This is a genomic window from Pseudomonas sp. CC11G (assembly GCF_056174845.1).
Genome location: NZ_JBWBZC010000001.1, coordinates 304,140 through 321,067 on the forward strand (window position 1 = coordinate 304,140; position 16,928 = coordinate 321,067).

At 60.3% G+C, this 16,928-nt stretch carries 17 protein-coding genes and 1 tRNA gene; 8 read left to right on the top strand and 10 right to left on the bottom strand.

Annotated elements, in window-relative coordinates; all coding sequences use genetic code 11:
- Nucleotides 1-91: 91 nt before the first annotated feature.
- From AC0V2S_RS01520 to AC0V2S_RS01555, 8 genes are all read right to left on the bottom strand, one after another.
- On the bottom strand, nucleotides 92-346 hold the full coding sequence (locus tag AC0V2S_RS01520) for a hypothetical protein (protein WP_475508201.1): 255 nt from the start codon (nucleotides 344-346) through the stop codon (nucleotides 92-94).
- A 26-nt stretch (nucleotides 347-372) separates the two neighbouring features.
- Nucleotides 373-957, bottom strand: a complete 585-nt coding sequence (locus tag AC0V2S_RS01525) for a hypothetical protein (RefSeq protein ID WP_475508202.1) — start codon at nucleotides 955-957, stop codon at nucleotides 373-375.
- A gap of 268 nt (nucleotides 958-1,225) precedes the next feature.
- Nucleotides 1,226-2,455, bottom strand: coding sequence for a tyrosine-type recombinase/integrase (locus tag AC0V2S_RS01530; protein ID WP_475508203.1), 1,230 nt, complete (start codon nucleotides 2,453-2,455; stop codon nucleotides 1,226-1,228).
- Nucleotides 2,456-2,629: 174 nt separating this feature from the next.
- Nucleotides 2,630-2,705 (bottom strand) — tRNA-Phe (locus tag AC0V2S_RS01535).
- 77 nt (nucleotides 2,706-2,782) lie between these two features.
- Nucleotides 2,783-3,070, bottom strand: a complete 288-nt coding sequence (locus tag AC0V2S_RS01540; RefSeq protein ID WP_475508204.1) for an oxidative damage protection protein — start codon at nucleotides 3,068-3,070, stop codon at nucleotides 2,783-2,785.
- Nucleotides 3,067-4,134, bottom strand: a complete 1,068-nt coding sequence (gene mutY / locus AC0V2S_RS01545) for an A/G-specific adenine glycosylase (RefSeq protein ID WP_475508205.1) — start codon at nucleotides 4,132-4,134, stop codon at nucleotides 3,067-3,069. The genes AC0V2S_RS01540 and mutY overlap by 4 nt, the downstream gene beginning before the upstream one ends.
- Nucleotides 4,131-6,359: an AsmA family protein gene (locus AC0V2S_RS01550; protein ID WP_475508206.1), complete on the bottom strand. Its 2,229-nt coding sequence runs from the start codon at nucleotides 6,357-6,359 to the stop codon at nucleotides 4,131-4,133. The genes mutY and AC0V2S_RS01550 overlap by 4 nt, the downstream gene beginning before the upstream one ends.
- Nucleotides 6,360-6,513: 154 nt before the next feature.
- Nucleotides 6,514-6,912, bottom strand: a complete 399-nt coding sequence (locus AC0V2S_RS01555; protein ID WP_475508207.1) for an acetyl-CoA sensor PanZ family protein — start codon at nucleotides 6,910-6,912, stop codon at nucleotides 6,514-6,516.
- Nucleotides 6,913-7,078: 166 nt separating this feature from the next.
- Between AC0V2S_RS01555 and AC0V2S_RS01560 the strand changes: the two genes are divergently transcribed.
- From AC0V2S_RS01560 to AC0V2S_RS01595, 8 genes are all read left to right on the top strand, one after another.
- Nucleotides 7,079-8,737: an OFA family MFS transporter gene (locus AC0V2S_RS01560; protein WP_475508208.1), complete on the top strand. Its 1,659-nt coding sequence runs from the start codon at nucleotides 7,079-7,081 to the stop codon at nucleotides 8,735-8,737.
- A 188-nt stretch (nucleotides 8,738-8,925) separates the two neighbouring features.
- Nucleotides 8,926-9,519, top strand: coding sequence for an imidazoleglycerol-phosphate dehydratase HisB (gene hisB / locus AC0V2S_RS01565; protein WP_108096430.1), 594 nt, complete (start codon nucleotides 8,926-8,928; stop codon nucleotides 9,517-9,519).
- Nucleotides 9,519-10,157, top strand: coding sequence for an imidazole glycerol phosphate synthase subunit HisH (gene hisH, locus AC0V2S_RS01570; RefSeq protein ID WP_475508209.1), 639 nt, complete (start codon nucleotides 9,519-9,521; stop codon nucleotides 10,155-10,157). The genes hisB and hisH overlap by 1 nt, the downstream gene beginning before the upstream one ends.
- The gene (locus AC0V2S_RS01575; RefSeq protein ID WP_475508210.1) at nucleotides 10,157-10,414 is read left to right on the top strand and encodes a DUF2164 domain-containing protein; all 258 of its coding nucleotides are present in this window, start codon (nucleotides 10,157-10,159) and stop codon (nucleotides 10,412-10,414) included. Before hisH ends, AC0V2S_RS01575 begins: the two co-directional genes overlap by 1 nt.
- 40 nt (nucleotides 10,415-10,454) lie before the next feature.
- Complete coding sequence (gene hisA, locus AC0V2S_RS01580; RefSeq protein WP_475508211.1) at nucleotides 10,455-11,192, top strand: 1-(5-phosphoribosyl)-5-[(5-phosphoribosylamino)methylideneamino]imidazole-4-carboxamide isomerase; 738 nt, start codon at nucleotides 10,455-10,457, stop codon at nucleotides 11,190-11,192.
- A 110-nt stretch (nucleotides 11,193-11,302) separates the two neighbouring features.
- Nucleotides 11,303-12,073, top strand: a complete 771-nt coding sequence (gene hisF / locus AC0V2S_RS01585) for an imidazole glycerol phosphate synthase subunit HisF (RefSeq protein WP_475508212.1) — start codon at nucleotides 11,303-11,305, stop codon at nucleotides 12,071-12,073.
- A 232-nt stretch (nucleotides 12,074-12,305) separates the two neighbouring features.
- Nucleotides 12,306-13,061, top strand: a complete 756-nt coding sequence (locus tag AC0V2S_RS01590) for a substrate-binding periplasmic protein (protein ID WP_475508213.1) — start codon at nucleotides 12,306-12,308, stop codon at nucleotides 13,059-13,061.
- Nucleotides 13,062-13,317: 256 nt separating this feature from the next.
- Nucleotides 13,318-14,076, top strand: coding sequence for a substrate-binding periplasmic protein (locus AC0V2S_RS01595; protein WP_475508214.1), 759 nt, complete (start codon nucleotides 13,318-13,320; stop codon nucleotides 14,074-14,076).
- 121 nt (nucleotides 14,077-14,197) lie between these two features.
- Here the strand turns inward: AC0V2S_RS01595 and AC0V2S_RS01600 are convergent, their stop codons facing one another.
- Complete coding sequence (locus AC0V2S_RS01600) at nucleotides 14,198-15,529, bottom strand: S41 family peptidase (RefSeq protein WP_475508215.1); 1,332 nt, start codon at nucleotides 15,527-15,529, stop codon at nucleotides 14,198-14,200.
- A 34-nt stretch (nucleotides 15,530-15,563) separates the two neighbouring features.
- Nucleotides 15,564-16,838: a murein hydrolase activator EnvC family protein gene (locus AC0V2S_RS01605; RefSeq protein WP_475508216.1), complete on the bottom strand. Its 1,275-nt coding sequence runs from the start codon at nucleotides 16,836-16,838 to the stop codon at nucleotides 15,564-15,566.
- Nucleotides 16,839-16,928: the final 90 nt, after the last annotated feature.

Here is a 16,928-nt window from a genome sequence, read left to right on the forward strand (position 1 = left end):
CAGGTGACAGGTTTCAGTAAAGGGGTGACAGGTTAGGAGCTGTTCTGTGGATAACTTGTCGCAAGCCATAAGTAACAAGGGCTTAAACCTGTCACCCCTTTTCCGTGGGCTTTTTTGCTACTGCGCCGCCCTTCTTACGGGAAGGCCAGGTGAGTGCCCATTGCAGATGCTTGGCGACGATGGCCGGCGGCTCGCCGAAATGTTCCTTCCACCAGCGCCGCGACAGTTCCCCGAGGCCAATGCCTGATTCGGCCGTCGGATCTGTCTGCCCGTTATTGGTTAGAGCGCACCAGGTCACAACCATGCGCTGACCCTCTACAGGCGCCAGAGGGTTGCCGGTATCCATAAAGGCAATTATTCCCGCGTACTCTCTTAGTTGCTCCTCGGCGAGAGTGCGTTGCCGGCGTTCTTCCTGAGCCGCTCGACGGTGTTGCTCGGCGTCTTCGGCTGCTTCCTGACGGCCCCCTCTACGGTGGCCAATCGTGCTTTCAGACGGTCGTTCTCGCGTTGTAGGTGCCGGCTCCGCTGCTCGGCGGTGTCCAGCAGTTCGCTTGCGCGTTGCTCGCCTTCTTGGCGCAGTTGCGCTTGATGCGCCGCCAGTACCTCAGTAGAGCTGCCGAGAGGTGGAATGGGCTGTTGATTTTGCCGTTGAGTGTTTTCATTCGCCGTCGGGGCCGGCAGTAGCTCGACAACAAACCCTGCGGCTGTAGCTGCACGCTTGGTTGCATCGTTCACGATTAGGGCGATGAAGGGGTACGCAAGCAGAACGGCGCCGGCTGGTGTCGGCCCGGTAGTGGTTTGAATACTTGAGCTAGGATGCTCGCTGCTCAACGAGTCGAAGTAGTCGGCCAGCGCCCAGTAAGTCAGTCCACCGGCACCGGTTGAGAGGTCGAACATCGTCAACGAATAGTGATGGCTCTCCAGCTGCTGCTCGCCTTGAGCAACCGAGCGCAGCACCCCGGCGACCTCTGTCGCCAACAAGCGGGGATTGAGAGCCTGGGTGCGTGACCAGTCGCCAGCTATATCGCTGAGCCTTAGTCGGCCTATGGGAGTGGGTGGAGTACTGGCCAATCGATGCCCTGTATGGAAGTCCAGTGGTTGCCGTATCTTACCAGCAACAACCAGCACATCCCAAACACACCAAATATCGGCAAGAATCTTTGAATTATCAGTCGTTTATGAGCGATTATTGGCGTTTTTTTGTGGAACATTCCGTGGAACGTCTCTATGTTCCCGTTCTCCGAGCAAACCCCATTACGTTTGCGCCAGCGATCAAGGCGTCTATTGAGTCAGCCCAGGCCTGCATCATTTCCCGGCGCTGATCCAGGTAGTTGGCGTGGTTGTATGTGTCTCGAATTTCGTCTGCGTCCCCGTGGGCAAGCTGGCGCTCAATCCAGTCGCGGTTATAGCCGCGGCCGTTGAGCTCGGTGCTCAGCAGATGCCGGAACCCGTGGCCGGTCTGCCGACCTTCGTACCCGATCAGGCGCAGCGCCTTGTTGATTGTGTTTTCGCTCATAGGGCGCTCGCTGTTCTGCTGCCCAGGGAACAACAACGGATAGCTGCCGGTGATTTCGCGAAGATTCTGCAGGATTTCCACCGCCTGGCGCGGAAGGGGCACCACATGCGGCCGACGGGCCTTCATTCGCTCTTTGGGTATCGTCCAGGTGGCCTTGTCCAGGTCGAACTCCGCCCAGGGCGCGGCGCGCAGCTCACCCGGGCGAACGGCCGTAAATACCAGAAGGCGGATAGCCCAGCGGGTCAGGTTGCTTATCCGGCCGGCCTCGAGCTTTTCCAACAGCTCCGGCAACTCTGCGAGTGGAACGTGTGGGTGGTGGCGAGCAGCTTTCGCTGGTGCGGCCACCACGTCTAGATCAGTGGCCGGGTTGTTTTCCACAGCGCCCTTAGCCAGCCCGTAGCGGAATATCTGGTGCAGCCACTGCCGGATTTTCCCGGCGGCGTTCAAGGTGCCTCGAGCTTCTACGCTGCGAACCAAGGTCACCAGGTCAGGCCGAGTAATGCTGGCCACCGGCCGAGAGCCGATCCCGGGCACTAGGTCATTTTCCAGATAGAGCTTGGCTTTGTACGCGGTGCTCTCCGCCCATCGCGGGGAGTTGTAGGCGTACCACTCGCGGGCCAGTGTTTCGAAAGTGAGTTGCTCGGCCTTTTGCGCCTGCTTGACGACTTTCTTTTGCTCGCCGGGGTCTAGCCCATCAGAAAGCTTCTGGCGGGCCTCGTCGCGGCGCTGGCGTGCTTTCTGAAGCGGCACGGTTGGGTATGCGCCGAAAGAAAGCCGCTTCTCCTTCCCCGAGTGCCGATATTTGAGGCGCCACAGCTTCGAGCCGTTTGGCATCACCTCAAGGTAAAGCCCGTGGCCGTCAGCGAGCTTGTAGGGCTTTTCCTTGGGCTTTGCCGCCTTTAGGGCGGAGTCGGTCAGGGGCGAGACTTTGAGGGCCATGTAGCACCGTTTTGGGGGCATGGAAGGTGACCGAACCGGTCATGCCCCCAAAGATGCCCCCAAAACTTCGGGCTTACAAGGGAAGGGTAGGGAATCGTAGGCAATAAAAAACCCGCACTAGGCGGGTTTCTTAGGGGCTTTCGGGTGGTTTTGGCACTACCTGAAAACGAATAATGGTGCCCAGGGACGGAATCGAACCGCCGACACGGGGATTTTCAATCCCCTGCTCTACCGACTGAGCTACCTGGGCCAACGGGGCGCTATTAGACGGATTTGGAGCACCTCTGTCAACACGCTTTTTTAAAAATATTTAATTAATCCGGGCGCTTACGATTTTTTCTCGGAATCACTAGGCGCCACGTAGCCTTCGGCCTGGGCGTATTCCTCGCCGGAGAGGAATTTGTCCATCTCGGCTTGCAGGAATTTGCGGTCTTCGGCGTTCATCATGTTCAGGCGCCGCTCGTTGATGAGCAGGGTCTGGTGTTTTTGCCATTCGTCCCAGGCTTGCTGGGAGACGTTGTTGTAGATGTCTTCGCCTTTCACGCCTGGGTAGGGCGGGCGCAGCAGACCCGGCAGGTCTTGTTTGTGTTTGCGGCAATGTACGGTGCGGGTCATGTCGGTTCTCCAGCTTTCAATTCGTCAGCGGCGCGTTTCAGCAGTTTTTTCACGGGCGCCGCCAGCCCCAGGCGGGGCGGGGTGGCGAGGTTATACCAGAGCCAGTCGGCCTCGGCCACGCCGTGGGTGGTGCTCTCGACCTGGATCAGCCAGGGTTCGATGGCCAGTTGGAAGTGGCTGAAGGTGTGGGTGATGCCGGCCAGTTCGCGGCGGCTGCCCAGGGTTAGGCCACGTTGCTGGGCGAAGGTGTCCAGGGCGGCGCTTTCGCTTAGCTCGGGCAGGCTCCACAGGCCGCCCCACAAGCCGGTGGACGGGCGGCGGTAGAGCAGGATGTCGCCGTCGCGGTTGGCGAGGATGGGCATTAGCGTGTGTTTCTGCGGCAGGGCTTTGCGCGGCTTGGCTATGGGGTAGCGAATCTCCAGGCCGAGCATATGCGCCTGGCAGCCGCTTTGTAGCGGGCAGAGCAGGCAGCTGGGCTTGCTGCGGGTGCACAGGGTGGCGCCCAGGTCCATCATCGCTTGGGTGTAGTTGTTCACGCGCTGGTGCGGGGTAAAGCGCTCGGCGACGTCCCAGAGCTGTTTGGCCACCTTCGGCTCGCCGGGGTAGCCCTCTTGCGCGACGAAGCGGGCCAATACGCGTTTGACGTTGCCGTCGAGGATCGGCGCACGTACGCCCATCGACAGGCTGGCGATAGCGCCGGCAGTTGAGCGGCCGATGCCGGGCAGCTCAGTCAGCTGCTCGACGTTGCGGGGGAATTCGCCGCCGTGTTCAGCCATCACTATCTGCGCGGTTTTTTGCAGGTTGCGGGCGCGGGTGTAGTAGCCAAGGCCCGTCCACAGGTGCAGCACTTCGTCTTCGGGGGCTTCGGCCAGGGCTTTTACGGTGGGCAGTGCGGCCATAAAGCGGTCGAAGTAGCCCAGTACGGTGCTCACCTGGGTTTGCTGCAGCATGATCTCCGATACCCACACTCGGTACGGGCTGATGTTGTGCTGCCAGGGCAGGTCTTTACGCCCGTGGCGGTCGTACCAGTCGAGTACCGCGCTGGAAAATTGCTCGGGGTTCATCGTTTGAACAGGCCCTTGAGTGCATCTTTGAGTTCCGGGCTGACTTTGTCGCCGAGCTTCTCTTCGAGTTTTTCATTGAGTTTGTCGCCGGCGAGCTTGGCGGCCACTTTGCCCATGCCGTCTTTATCGAGGCGGCAGGCTTTGGCGCCCAGTTCCAGTGGGCCGCGGCAACGCAGCGGCCATTCGATATCGGTGTAGCGTTTGTTCACCTGGCAGGCCGGGTCGGGCATGTCGCTCTTGTCGCCGTCGATGATGATGCCGACGCGGTAGTCCATGCCCAGCACGCGCAGGTCGATATCGCCGTTGCCGTTTACGCGCAGGCCGGGGATGCGCACTTTCATGTCCGGGTTGTTGGCCACGCCGTTGCGGAAGCTCAGGGTGCCGTCCAGTTGTTCGAACGGGGTGTCTTTGCCGCGTGGCTCGCTGCTCAGCGATTTACGGTTGAGGGTGGCGATGCCTTTGCACAGTTGCTGTTCGAGGTTGGCGTCGACCAGTGCACCGTCGCTCAGGGCAAAGCTCGCGGTGCCGTTCAGGCCTTCGATCCAGGCTTTCTGGCTGTTGCCGCTGGTGGTGATGTCGGCGTTGAGGTCGAGCAGGCCGCGCACGGGCGGTTTTTCCTGCTGGGTAGCGAGCAGTTTTTCCACCGGCACGCGGCTGATGTGTTTCTGCGCTTTCAGCAGCGGCACGGCCGGGCGTACGTCGAGGCTCGCGGTGGCGTTGAAGTTGCCGTTGTAGAGGTCGCCGCGCACGTTTTCCAGGGTCAGCAGGCCGTCTTTGCCATTGGCTTTGATGCTGGCGTTTTCGATGGGCAGCTTGTCGACGGTGAGCAGGCCCAGGCCGACATTTACGTCTGCGGTCACTTTGCGCAGTTGGTCGATCGGCAGCACCGGCTCTTCGCTCCAGGCCTGCTGGCTTGGCGGGTTGGGCAGGTCGCTGTTGCCGTCTTTGCCGGCGCTGGCCAGGGCGCCGCTCACTTCGTTCTGGCGGCTGCTGCGCTGGGCCTGGTCTTCCTTGGCTTTGGGCGGCAGATAGTTGTCGAGGTTGAGCTTGTCGCCTTTGAGCTGAACGCTCAGGGCCTGCTTGCCCAGGTCGGTAACGGCCAGGCTGCCGGTAAAGGCGCTTTCGTCGACTTTCAGTTTCAGTTCGTTGAGGGCCAGGCTATTGGCGTTACCTTGCAGGCGGGTAACCAGCTCGACTTTGCTCAAAGCGTTGGCGTCGGCCATTGGCGGCACCGGGCGGCCGATGCCTTCGAGGAATTCGCGCAGGTTGAATTCGGCAATGGACAGGCCGCCAGTCAGCTGCGGGTCTTTGTCCAGGTCACGCACGTTCAGCTCGCCAAGGGCGCGCAGTTGGTTAGCGGAGAATTTCAGGCCGTTCCATTCGGCCACCTGGGCGGCCTGGTCGACCAGCAATTGGCCCTGGGCGGCGAAGGTCAGGGTTTTCCCGTTCAGCGGCTCGCCGGACGCTTCGCCCGAGAGTTTCAGGTCTTCGAACTGGTAGCGCTTGAGGGCGCGATCGAAACGCAGCACGCCGGCCACTTCGGTTTTGGCGCGCAGCACCGGTTGGTTGGTGCCGAGGTACGCGACCAGTTTCACCGGGATATTGGCGCCTTCACGGATGGCGCCTGTGGATAACTCGATACCTTCAGCGGTGAATTGCTTGCCGCTCTTGGCGTCGTTGTAGTCGATGCGGGTGTTGGCCAGGGTCAGGCTGTCGATGTCCAGTTTCAGCGGCTGCGCAGGCTTGCTGTCGGGCGTGCCTTCGTTGGCTGGGGCTGGCGTGTTGGCGGCCTGGTCGTTGCTGGCCGGGGCGGCCGGTTTGGCTGGGCGGCCGATGTCTTGCCAGTTGCCGTGGCCTTGTTCGTCGCGGGACAGGGTGAGGTTAAGGCCGTCGACCTTGATGTCGCTCATTTGCACTTCGCGGCGCAGCAGCGGCAGCACGCGCACCGAGAGGCCGATCATGCGCAGGTCGGCAAACGGTTGGTCAGGGGTGGTGGCGCTGGCCAGGGTGGCGTCGTGCAGTTCCAGGCCGAGCCAGGGGAACAGGCTCCAGCCGATGTCGCCATTCAAGGTCAATTCGAGGTTGGCCTTGTCGCGGGCAAGTTGGCGAATTTCGTCTTTGTAGTCGTTGGGATCGAACAGGTGGGTGAGGGCAAAGCCCAGCGCCACGAGGATCAGCAAGACTCCGAGGAAGAACAGACCCAGGATTTTGCCAAACGATTTCATGGACGATTCCTTTTTTATGAAATGAAAAGCGGAGAGAGGCTGGAAAAAAGCGATGCCGGAGTATAACGCCGACCAGCGGTAAGGGTGGCTGGAGGATTGGATGGGCACACCGGACGGTGGTTCCGCTGGTGTGCCTTAGGGGCTGGCGACGGGGTTACAGCGGGGTTAGCGGCAATCCGGTTTTAGCGGCCAATGCCTGGCTTTCCAGATGACCCGTCGGCGCCGCCAGGTGCAGCGGCTTGCCGGCTTCACTGGCCAGGCGCTGGGCTTCGGCCAACAGGCGGCGGGCCACACCGCGTTTGCGAGTGACGGTACGTACGCACAGGTGCGAGAGGCGCCAGTGGTTTTCGCCCTTTTCGACAATGGCGGCGGCGAGCAGCCGGTCGTTGAAACGCCCGGCCAGCAATTGGCGCTGGGCGATGGCTGTTTGAACCAATGCTTCGCGTTCGGCGAAGGGGGCGATCAGCCAGTCGGGCGCGTCTTTGAAGACCTTCTGCAGGTCGCTCAAATCCTGACTTGAGGGTTCAATTATTTCTTCTACAAGTACCGGCATGCCTGGGCTCGGGCCTCTTTAGCTGGGGAGTTTGGGGGTATTTGTGAGTTGCTCGGCAAATGGTACGCGCAAATCTGGTCGTTCTACGTCTGTAGGCGATATCCTGCGTCTGTTAAACAGCTATCGCCTTGTTTGCCAACCATAAAAAACTAAAGAGAACTCATCTATGAGTGACGCCCTTGCAGTGGGCAGCGGCGCAGCCAAATCTGCGTTTCTGTCCAAGGAGCGCATCATCGCCGCTCCTGGTTTCAACCGTTGGCTAGTGCCGCCTGCCGCACTCGCCATCCACCTGTGTATCGGTATGGCCTACGGTTTTTCCGTGTTCTGGCTGCCGTTGTCCAAAGCCATTGGTATTACCGCGCCGGTAGCGTGTGGTGCCGACCTTGGTTTTATCCAGCAAATGTTTGCCAGCGATTGCGACTGGCAGATCTCCATGCTGGGCTGGCTATACACCCTGTTCTTCGTCTTCCTCGGTTGCTCGGCTGCCATCTTCGGTGGCTGGCTGGAGCATTCCGGCCCGCGTAAGGCGGGTGTGGTTTCCGCGGTGTTCTGGTGCGGCGGTCTGCTGATTTCGGCTCTTGGTGTGTATTTGCACCAGATCTGGCTGATGTGGCTGGGCTCCGGGGTTATCGGCGGTATCGGCCTGGGGTTGGGCTATATCTCGCCGGTTTCGACCCTGGTGAAGTGGTTCCCGGACAAGCGCGGTATGGCTACCGGTATGGCGATCATGGGGTTTGGTGGTGGTGCCATGGTGGGCGCGCCGCTGGCCGCTCAACTGATGAGCCATTTCGCTGGCCCGGACGGCGTGGGCGTTTGGCAGACCTTCGTGGTCATGGCCGTTATCTACTTCATCTTCATGATGGGTGGCGCGCTGGCGTACCGCGTACCGCCAACCGGCTGGAAGCCTGAGGGCTGGACGCCGCCGGTGAAAAAGGTGAACAACGAAATGATCACCAAGGGCCATGTACACGTCAGCAAAGCGTGGAAAACCCCGCAGTTCTGGCTGGTCTGGGCCGTGCTCTGCCTGAACGTGTCGGCCGGAATCGGCATCATCGGCATGGCCTCGCCTCTGCTGCAGGAAGTGTTTGGCGGCCGTTTGATCGGCACCCACCAGAGCTTCGGCGAGCTGAGCCCTGAGCAGTTGGCGCAGATCGCGATCATCGCCGCCGGCTTCACTGGCCTGTTGAGCCTGTTCAACATCGGCGGGCGTTTCTTCTGGTCGTCGTTCTCCGACCTGATCGGCCGCAAAACTACCTACTTCGTGTTCTTCGCCCTGGGCTTCATGCTGTATGCCCTGGTGCCGTGGACCGGTCACCTGGGTAGCGTGGCGTTCTTCGTATTCAGCATCTGCCTGATTCTGTCCATGTACGGCGGCGGTTTCGCCACTGTGCCGGCGTATCTGGCCGACCTGTTCGGTACGCAAATGGTCGGCGCCATTCACGGTCGCCTGCTTACTGCCTGGGCATTTGCCGGCATCCTCGGCCCGGTACTGGTGAACTACATTCGCGAGTACCAACTGAGCGTGGGCGTGGCCAAGGCCGATGCGTACGACATCACTCTCTACATCCTCGCCGGTCTGCTGGTGGTGGGCTTTATCTGCAACGCCCTGGTGCGTCCGGTTAATGCCAAGCACTTTATGACCGAAGCGGAGCTGGCGGCTGAACGTGCCATTGGGCACGACACCGTGCTGAGCGCTGCCGATCTGGAGTGGGCGGCTGATCCGAAGAGCAAGCCGTTGGTGATTGCTGCCTGGTTGGCGGTTGGTATTCCGCTGGCGTGGGGTATCTGGGTAACGCTGCTTAAGACTGTCGTCTTGTTCAGCTAACCGGCTTCCGGGTCTTAGCCCGGAACCCTCGACCGCGTGTTAACAAAGCCGACCTTGTGTCGGCTTTGTTGTGTCTATAGAAGCCATAAAAATTCCTGCATAAACGGTTCAGCCTTATGGCTTCAAGGTTTCCGACTTGTCGGCCTATAATGCCCACCCTTTCGTGAAACGATTTTGTGGAGCTGGTGATGGCCGAACGTACGGCGACCGTCGAACGCAACACTCTGGAAACCCAGATCAAGGCGTCTATCAATCTGGATGGCACCGGCAAAGCGCGCTTTGCCATTGGCGTGCCTTTTCTTGAGCACATGCTCGACCAGATCGCCCGCCACGGGCTGATCGACCTGGATATCGAAGCCGAAGGCGATCTGCATATCGACGACCACCACATGGTGGAAGACGTCGGTATCACCCTCGGCCAGGCTTTTGCCAAAGCCATCGGCGACAAGAAAGGCATCGTGCGGTACGGCCATTCCTATGTGCCGTTGGACGAAGCGCTGTCGCGCGTGGTTATCGACTTCTCCGGTCGCCCGGGCCTGCAAATGCATGTGCCGTATACCCGCGCCACCGTGGGCGGCTTCGATGTCGATCTGTTCCAGGAGTTTTTCCAGGGTTTTGTGAACCACGCTCTGGTGAGCCTGCACATCGACAACCTGCGTGGCTACAACACTCACCACCAGATCGAAACCGTGTTCAAGGCTTTCGGCCGCGCGCTGCGCATGGCCGTGACTCTGGATGAGCGCATGGCTGGGCAAATGCCGTCGACCAAGGGCTGCCTGTAATGCAAACGGTTGCAGTCATTGACTACGGCATGGGCAACCTGCACTCGGTGGCCAAGGCCCTTGAACATGTGGGTGCCGGCCGGGTGCAGATCACCAGCGATGCCAACGTAATTCGTGAAGCCGACCGCGTGGTGTTCCCAGGCGTCGGCGCGATTCGCGATTGCATGGCTGAAATTCGTCGTCTGGGCTTCGACACCCTGGTGCGCGAAGTCAGCCAGGACCGTCCCTTCCTCGGCATTTGCGTCGGCATGCAAGCCTTGCTCGACCGCAGTGAAGAAAACGGCGGCGTCGATTGCATCGGCCAATTTCCCGGTCAGGTGAAGTTCTTCGGCAAAGGCCAGGTGGAAGACGGCGAAGCGCTGAAAGTGCCGCACATGGGTTGGAACGAAGTGGCGCAGACCCTCGACCACCCGCTGTGGCACAACATTCCTGACCTGGCGCGTTTCTACTTCGTGCACAGCTTCTATATCGAAGCTGCCAATGCCCGGCAGATTGCCGGTCGCGGGCACTACGGTGTCGACTTCGCCGCCGCCCTGGCCGATGGCTCGCGCTTTGCCGTGCAGTTCCACCCGGAAAAAAGCCACACCCACGGCCTGCAGCTGCTGCAGAACTTTGCCGCCTGGGATGGTCGCTGGTAATGAGCCGCAAACTGAAAGCACCCAGCCTGAGCCTGGAACCCGCGCAGGAAGCTGTTGCGGTGGCTGCGCTCAAGCGGTTTCTGGAAGACCGTTTCGAGCTGGAACTGGGCTCGTTCGAAGCCCAGGAAGTGCTTGAAGTGTTTACCCGCGAAGTGGCCCCACTGTTTTACAACAAGGCGATTGCCGATGTGCAGGCGCACCTGGCTGACAGGTTCATGAGCATCGAAAGCGACTTGTGGGCACTCGAAAAGAGCTGACCCTTTTCCCCGAATTCCAAGACTTGAGCAGGTTCAACCGATGCTGATTATCCCCGCTATCGACCTTAAAGACGGTGCCTGCGTGCGCTTGCGCCAGGGCCGCATGGAAGATTCCACGGTGTTCTCCGATGACCCGGTGAGCATGGCCGCGAAATGGGTTGAGGGCGGCTGCCGTCGTCTGCATCTGGTCGACCTCAATGGCGCCTTCGAAGGCCAGCCGGTGAACGGTGAAGTGGTTACCGCCATCGCCAAGCGCTACCCGCACCTGCCGATCCAGATCGGCGGCGGCATTCGTTCGCTGGAAACCATCGAGCACTACGTCAAAGCTGGCGTGAGCTACGTGATCATCGGCACCAAAGCCGTGAAGCAGCCGGAGTTTGTGGCTGAAGCGTGCAAGGCGTTCCCGGGCAAAGTGATTGTCGGCCTGGATGCCAAAGACGGATTCGTGGCTACCGACGGCTGGGCAGAAGTGAGCACCGTGCAGGTGATCGATCTGGCCAAGCGTTTTGAGGCCGACGGCGTGTCCGCCATCGTTTATACCGACATCGCCAAAGACGGCATGATGCAGGGCTGCAACGTGCCCTTCACGGCGGCGCTGGCGGCGGCCACCAAGATTCCGGTGATCGCCTCGGGCGGCATTCACAACCTGGGCGATATCAAGGCACTGCTCGACGCCAAGGCGCCCGGCATCATCGGCGCCATCACCGGCCGGGCGATTTACGAAGGTACTCTGGACGTCGCCGAAGCTCAGGCTTATTGCGACGCCTACAACGGCTGATCCATATCCGTTTTGATGGGTTTCGCTGCGCTCTACCCATCCTACGAAGCCGTAGTCCGTAGGATGGGTAGAGCGCAGCGAAACCCATCGCTAACCGCGAGAGCACTGTTATGGCATTGGCCAAACGCATCATCCCTTGCCTCGACGTCGACAATGGCCGCGTGGTCAAAGGCGTCAAATTCGAGAACATCCGTGATGCCGGCGACCCGGTGGAAATCGCACGTCGCTACGACGAGCAGGGTGCCGATGAAATTACCTTTCTCGACATCACCGCCAGCGTCGATGGCCGCGACACCACGCTGCATACCGTGGAGCGCATGGCCAGCCAGGTGTTTATTCCGCTGACCGTCGGCGGCGGTGTGCGCACCGTGCAAGACATCCGCAACCTGCTCAATGCCGGTGCCGACAAGGTGTCGATCAATACCGCCGCTGTGTTCAACCCGGAGTTCGTCGGCGAAGCCGCTTCGCGGTTTGGCTCGCAGTGCATCGTGGTCGCCATCGACGCCAAGAAAGTCTCGTTGCCGGGCGAAACCCCGCGCTGGGAAATCTTCACCCACGGCGGGCGTAAACCCACCGGCCTCGATGCCGTGCTGTGGGCCAAGAAGATGGAAGACCTCGGCGCCGGTGAAATTTTGCTCACCAGCATGGACCAGGACGGCATGAAAAACGGTTTCGACCTGGGCGTTACCCGCGCTATCAGCGAAACCGTGGGCATTCCAGTTATTGCCTCGGGCGGGGTGGGCAATCTGCAGCACCTGGCCGACGGCATTCTGGAAGGCAAGGCGTCGGCGGTGTTGGCCGCGAGCATCTTCCACTTTGGCGAATACACGGTGCCGGAAGCCAAGGCTTATATGGCCAGCCGCGGAATCGTCGTTCGTTAGTTTTTTAATCGGCTCCCTATCCTGGATTCCGAATCGTCGGACCGCGGCCTACGCCGGAATGACGGTGGACTAACAGACACCTCCGTCATCCCGGCGTAGGCCGGGATCCAGGTACGCCGATCGGCAGGGGTTCGTTCTGGCTGCTAAGTTGCATAGTGCTTCACAGGGCGTGATCTAAAGCCACCAGGCCGAGGACCGCGCCTTCCAGATCCTAAATACCTAGAGAATCGACATGTTCAAACGCCTGCTGCTTGCGCTGGCAAGCACCGTTATGGTGCTCGCTGGCAGTGCTCGTGCTGAAGTAGACCCGGATTACAGCGTTGTGCTGCTGACCGAAAACTTCCCCCCTTACAACATGGCCATCAACGGCAAGAACTTCGCTCAAGAAGACAATATCGACGGCATCGCCGTGGATATCGTCAAAGAGATGTTCAAGCGCGCCGGCATCAAATACAGCCTGACCCTGCGCTTCCCGTGGGACCGCATCTACAAGCTGGCCCTGGAAAAACCCGGCTACGGTGTGTTCGTCACCGCCCGCCTGCCGGAGCGCGAGCAGTCGTTCAAATGGGTTGGCCCGATCGGCCCTGACGACTGGATCATGCTGGCCAAGGCCGACAGCCCAATCACCCTCACCACCCTCGACGACGCCAAGAAGTACAACGTAGGTGCGTACAAAGGTGACGCCATCGCCGAGTACCTGACCGAGCACAAGCTCGAGCCTGTTACCGCTCTACGCGATCAGGAAAATGCGCAGAAACTGCGCGATGGTCAGATTGATCTGTGGGCCACCGGCGACCCTGCCGGCCGCTATTTGGCCAAGCAGGAAGGCGTGACCGGTCTGAAAACTGTGCTGCGCTTCAACAAAGCCCAACTGTACCTCGCCCTCAACAAGGAAACGCCTGACGACGTGGTACAGAAGCTGCAGGGTGCATTGGACAAGATGCGAAGTGAGGGTTTCGTCGACGAAATCCTCAATAGCTATCTGTAGGATCGAGCTGATCGCGGCAGCCCCCGTTTACGGCGGGGTGCCCGGTCGAGCGTTCCAGATGCAACTTAGGCAATCCAAGAAAAAGAGCACGGTGATGCGCGCCACAAGCCCGCATTACGCCGACCTATATGCTCGATTTCAGCCCTCCAGCGAACGGCGGCCTTACCTGCCGCGTGCCGACTTATTGCATGCACAGGTGAGCGCTTAGCTATTGCGTTCTGGGCTGGATCGATGCGATCGCAGACAGGACAAAATCATGCTGAAAGTGTTCTCCCGTTCGTTGTTGCTGGGCCTGGCACTGGCTGCCAGCAGCGTCGCCCACGCCGAGTTGCCGTATGGCTACAAGGTGGTGTTGCTGACCGAAAACTTCCCGCCTTTCAACATGGCCATCGACGACAAGAACTTTGCCCGTGACGATGGTATCGACGGCATCAGCGCCGAGATCGTGCGCGAAATGTTCAAACGCGCCGGCATCGACTACTCCCTGAGTCTGCGTTTCCCCTGGGACCGCCTGTACAAGCTGACCCTCGACAAACCCAACTACGGCCTGTTCTCCACCACCTACACCGAAGAGCGCAAACCGCTGTTCAAGTGGGTCGGCCCGCTGGCGAAAACCGGCTGGGTATTGCTGGCCAAACCGGGTAGCACCCTCAAGCTCAATAACCTCAAAGAGGCGAGCAAATACACCGTGGGCGCGTACAAGAACGACGCCGTGAGCCAACACCTGGAAAGTCAGGGCATGGCCCCGGTGAACGCGCTGCGTGACCAGGAAAACGTCAGCAAGCTGATGGAAGGCAAGATCGATCTGTGGGCGACCACCGACCCGGTCGGGCGCTATCTGGCCAAGCAGGAAGGGGTGAGCGGGCTATCCACCGCACTGCGTTTTAACGATGCGCAGCTGTATCTGGCGTTGAACCTGGATACGCCGGATGAAGTGATTCAGCGCCTGCAAAAGGCATTGGATGAAATGCGTGCGGATGGGTATGTGGACGAAGTGACCAAGAACTACCTGTAAGCCTAAAAGCTTCGCGAGCAAGCTCGCTCCTACGAAAGACGGTGTGTCTGCCGGACCGTAGGAGCCAGCTTGCTGGCGAACCCTGGAAACGCTGGTTTTCCGGGGCTCGCTGCAATTAGCGTTACTCGCTACGCGTAACGTTCAACCCTTTCAACAAACTCAGCGCCTGGCTCAACTGGAAGTCCTGATCCTGCAGGTTGGCTTTGCCACTCTGCGCTTTCAGCTCGTTGCTGGTTTTGTCTTTGCCGCCATTGCCGTTGCCAAGGTGGCCGGCCAAGTCGGCTTCCTTGTAGCTTTCGCCGTCGTCTTCGCGGGTGATCTTGGCGCGTGCCACTTCGATATCCGGCACGATGCCTTGCGCCTGAATCGAACGGCCATTGGGCGTGTAGTACAGCGCCGTAGTGATCTTCAGGGCGCGGTCGTTGCTCAGCGGCAGCACGGTTTGCACCGAGCCTTTGCCGAAGCTGTTGGTGCCCATGAGAATGCCGCGTTTCTGGTCTTGCAGGGCGCCGGCCACGATCTCGGAGGCCGAAGCGCTGCCGCCGTTGATCAGCACCACCAATGGCACGCCTTCGCTGGCGTCGGCCGGGTCGGCGGAGAAGCGCAGTTCGGAGTTGGCGATACGGCCTTTGGTGTACACGATCAGGCCTTTGGTGAGGAAGTGGTCAGACACTTCTACCGCCGCCTGCAGCACGCCGCCGGGGTTGTTGCGCAAATCGAGCACCAGGCCGCGCAGTTTTTTGCCGCCGTTGTCTTTCTTCAGCTTGGCCAGCGCTTTGCCGACTTCGTCGCCGCTGTTGACCTGGAATTGGGTGATACGCAGGTAGCCATAGCCCGGTTCCAGGGTTTGGCTCTTCACGCTCTTGACCTTGATGACCGCGCGAGTCAGTTGCACGTCGAACGGGTCGCCGCCGTCGCGTACCAGGGTCAGGTTGATTTTCTCGCCTGCCTTGCCGCGCATCTTGTCGACCGCTTCCATCATCGACAGGCCCTTGGTGGGCTCGCCGTTGATTTTCACGATCAGGTCGCCTGGCTGAATGCCGGCTTTCGAGGCCGGGGTGTCGTCGATGGGCGAGACCACTTTGACGAAGCCATCTTCCAGACCCACTTCAATGCCCAGGCCGCCGAATTCGCCGCTGGTGCTTTCCTGCAGCTCAGCGAAGTCTTCCGGGCCCAGGTAGGCGGAGTGCGGGTCGAGGTTGCTGAGCATGCCCTTGATGGCATTTTCCAGCAGGGTTTTGTCGTCGACCGGTTCCACGTAGGCGGCTTTGATCCGGTCCAGCACTTCAGCGAAGGTGCGCAGCTCATCCAGCGGCAGCGGCGCCTTGGCGGTAGCCGGTGAAGCAGCCGGCACCTTGGTGTTTTCGACGTCGGTGGCGGCGTGCAGGAGCGGGGCGCCGAGCGCCAGCGCGATAGCCAGGGCCAGGGAATTAAGGCGAGACAAATGCGGCATATCGAACGAGCTCCACTATTAAGAGGTACTGGGCCTATCCCTGCGCCCGACACCATTGCGCGGGGTCGCTGGGGCGGCCCTGCTGACGAATCGCAAAATACAGCGCTGGCGTGTCTTGCCCGCCGCTGGTGCCGACAGTCGCAATCGGCTCGCCAGCTTTGACAATGTCACCGGCGTCTTTCAATAAGCTTTGGTTGTGCCCGTACAGGCTGAGATAACCGTTGCCATGGTCGAGGATCACCAACAGCCCCGAACCGCGCAACCAGTCGGCAAATACTACCCGGCCACCACTCACAGCACGCACCTGGCTGCCGGCGGCGGCGCCGATTAATACGCCGTCCCATGTTGTACGAGCGTCATCGCCGCGTTGGGTTCCATATCGCGCCACGATGCGGCCATTGACCGGCCACGGCAATTTGCCCCGGCTGCCGGCAAACGCACCGCTGTAGGCGGCGCCGTCGCTGGAAACCACCGGGCCGCTGACGGAAGCGGCGGGCTTTTGCCCAGGGTTGGCGTGGCGGTTGGCCAGGGCCAGTTGTTCTTCTTCCTGGGCACGCTTGCGCGCCTCTTCTGCGGCCTTGGCTTCGCGGGCCTGGCGGGCCAGGGTTTCTTCAATGGTTTTCAGTACATTGCCCAGCGCGGCTTGTTCCTGCTGGCGGGCCTTGAGTTTCTGGTCGCTGCTTTTGGATTCGTTATTGAGCTTGGCCAGGGCCTGCTGGCGCTCTTTGCGCACCTGGACGAGCTGGTCGCGGCGTTGGTCGAGCGCGCCTTTGCGTTGATCCAGCTGGGCCTTTTCCTCGGCGCTCTCGCGCTCGACGTTGGCCAGTTGGCGCAGGGTTTCATTAAAGGTATTGAGTTGTTCGAGGCGGGCTTGGCTGACGTAGTCGTAGTAGGTGAGGGTGCGGGCGAATTTCTCGGGGTTTTGCTGGTTGAGCAACAGCTTTAAATATTCCTGTCGCCCGCTCTGGTAAGCCGCCCTGGCCTGAATACCGATCAGCCTTTGCTGTTCGATACGCGCGCCTTCAAGTTTTTTTTTCTCACCATCGAGACGCTGGATCTCGGTCTCACTGTCCTTTTGCTGCTGCTCGAGGGTTTTGATCTGTTTCTCCAGATCGCCCATTTCGGTTTCAGTGCCGCGTAGCTGCTTCTGGATGCCGGACTTGTCCGCTTCGATTTTCTGCAGCAGCTTTTTCAGCTCGACGACGTCTTGCTGGGCAGCATCGAGCTGCTTTTGCGCGTCCGCGCGTTCGTCGGCCACGGCCGGGCACAGCAGGCAAGCAAGGAGAATGGCAGTCAGGGTGCGAAGCATGGGGCGGGCGATACCGGGATGAAGACGGCCTAGTATGCCCGCGGTGCGCAGCAAAAAAAACGTCCGCGCCACACTGCTGGAATAAATGTA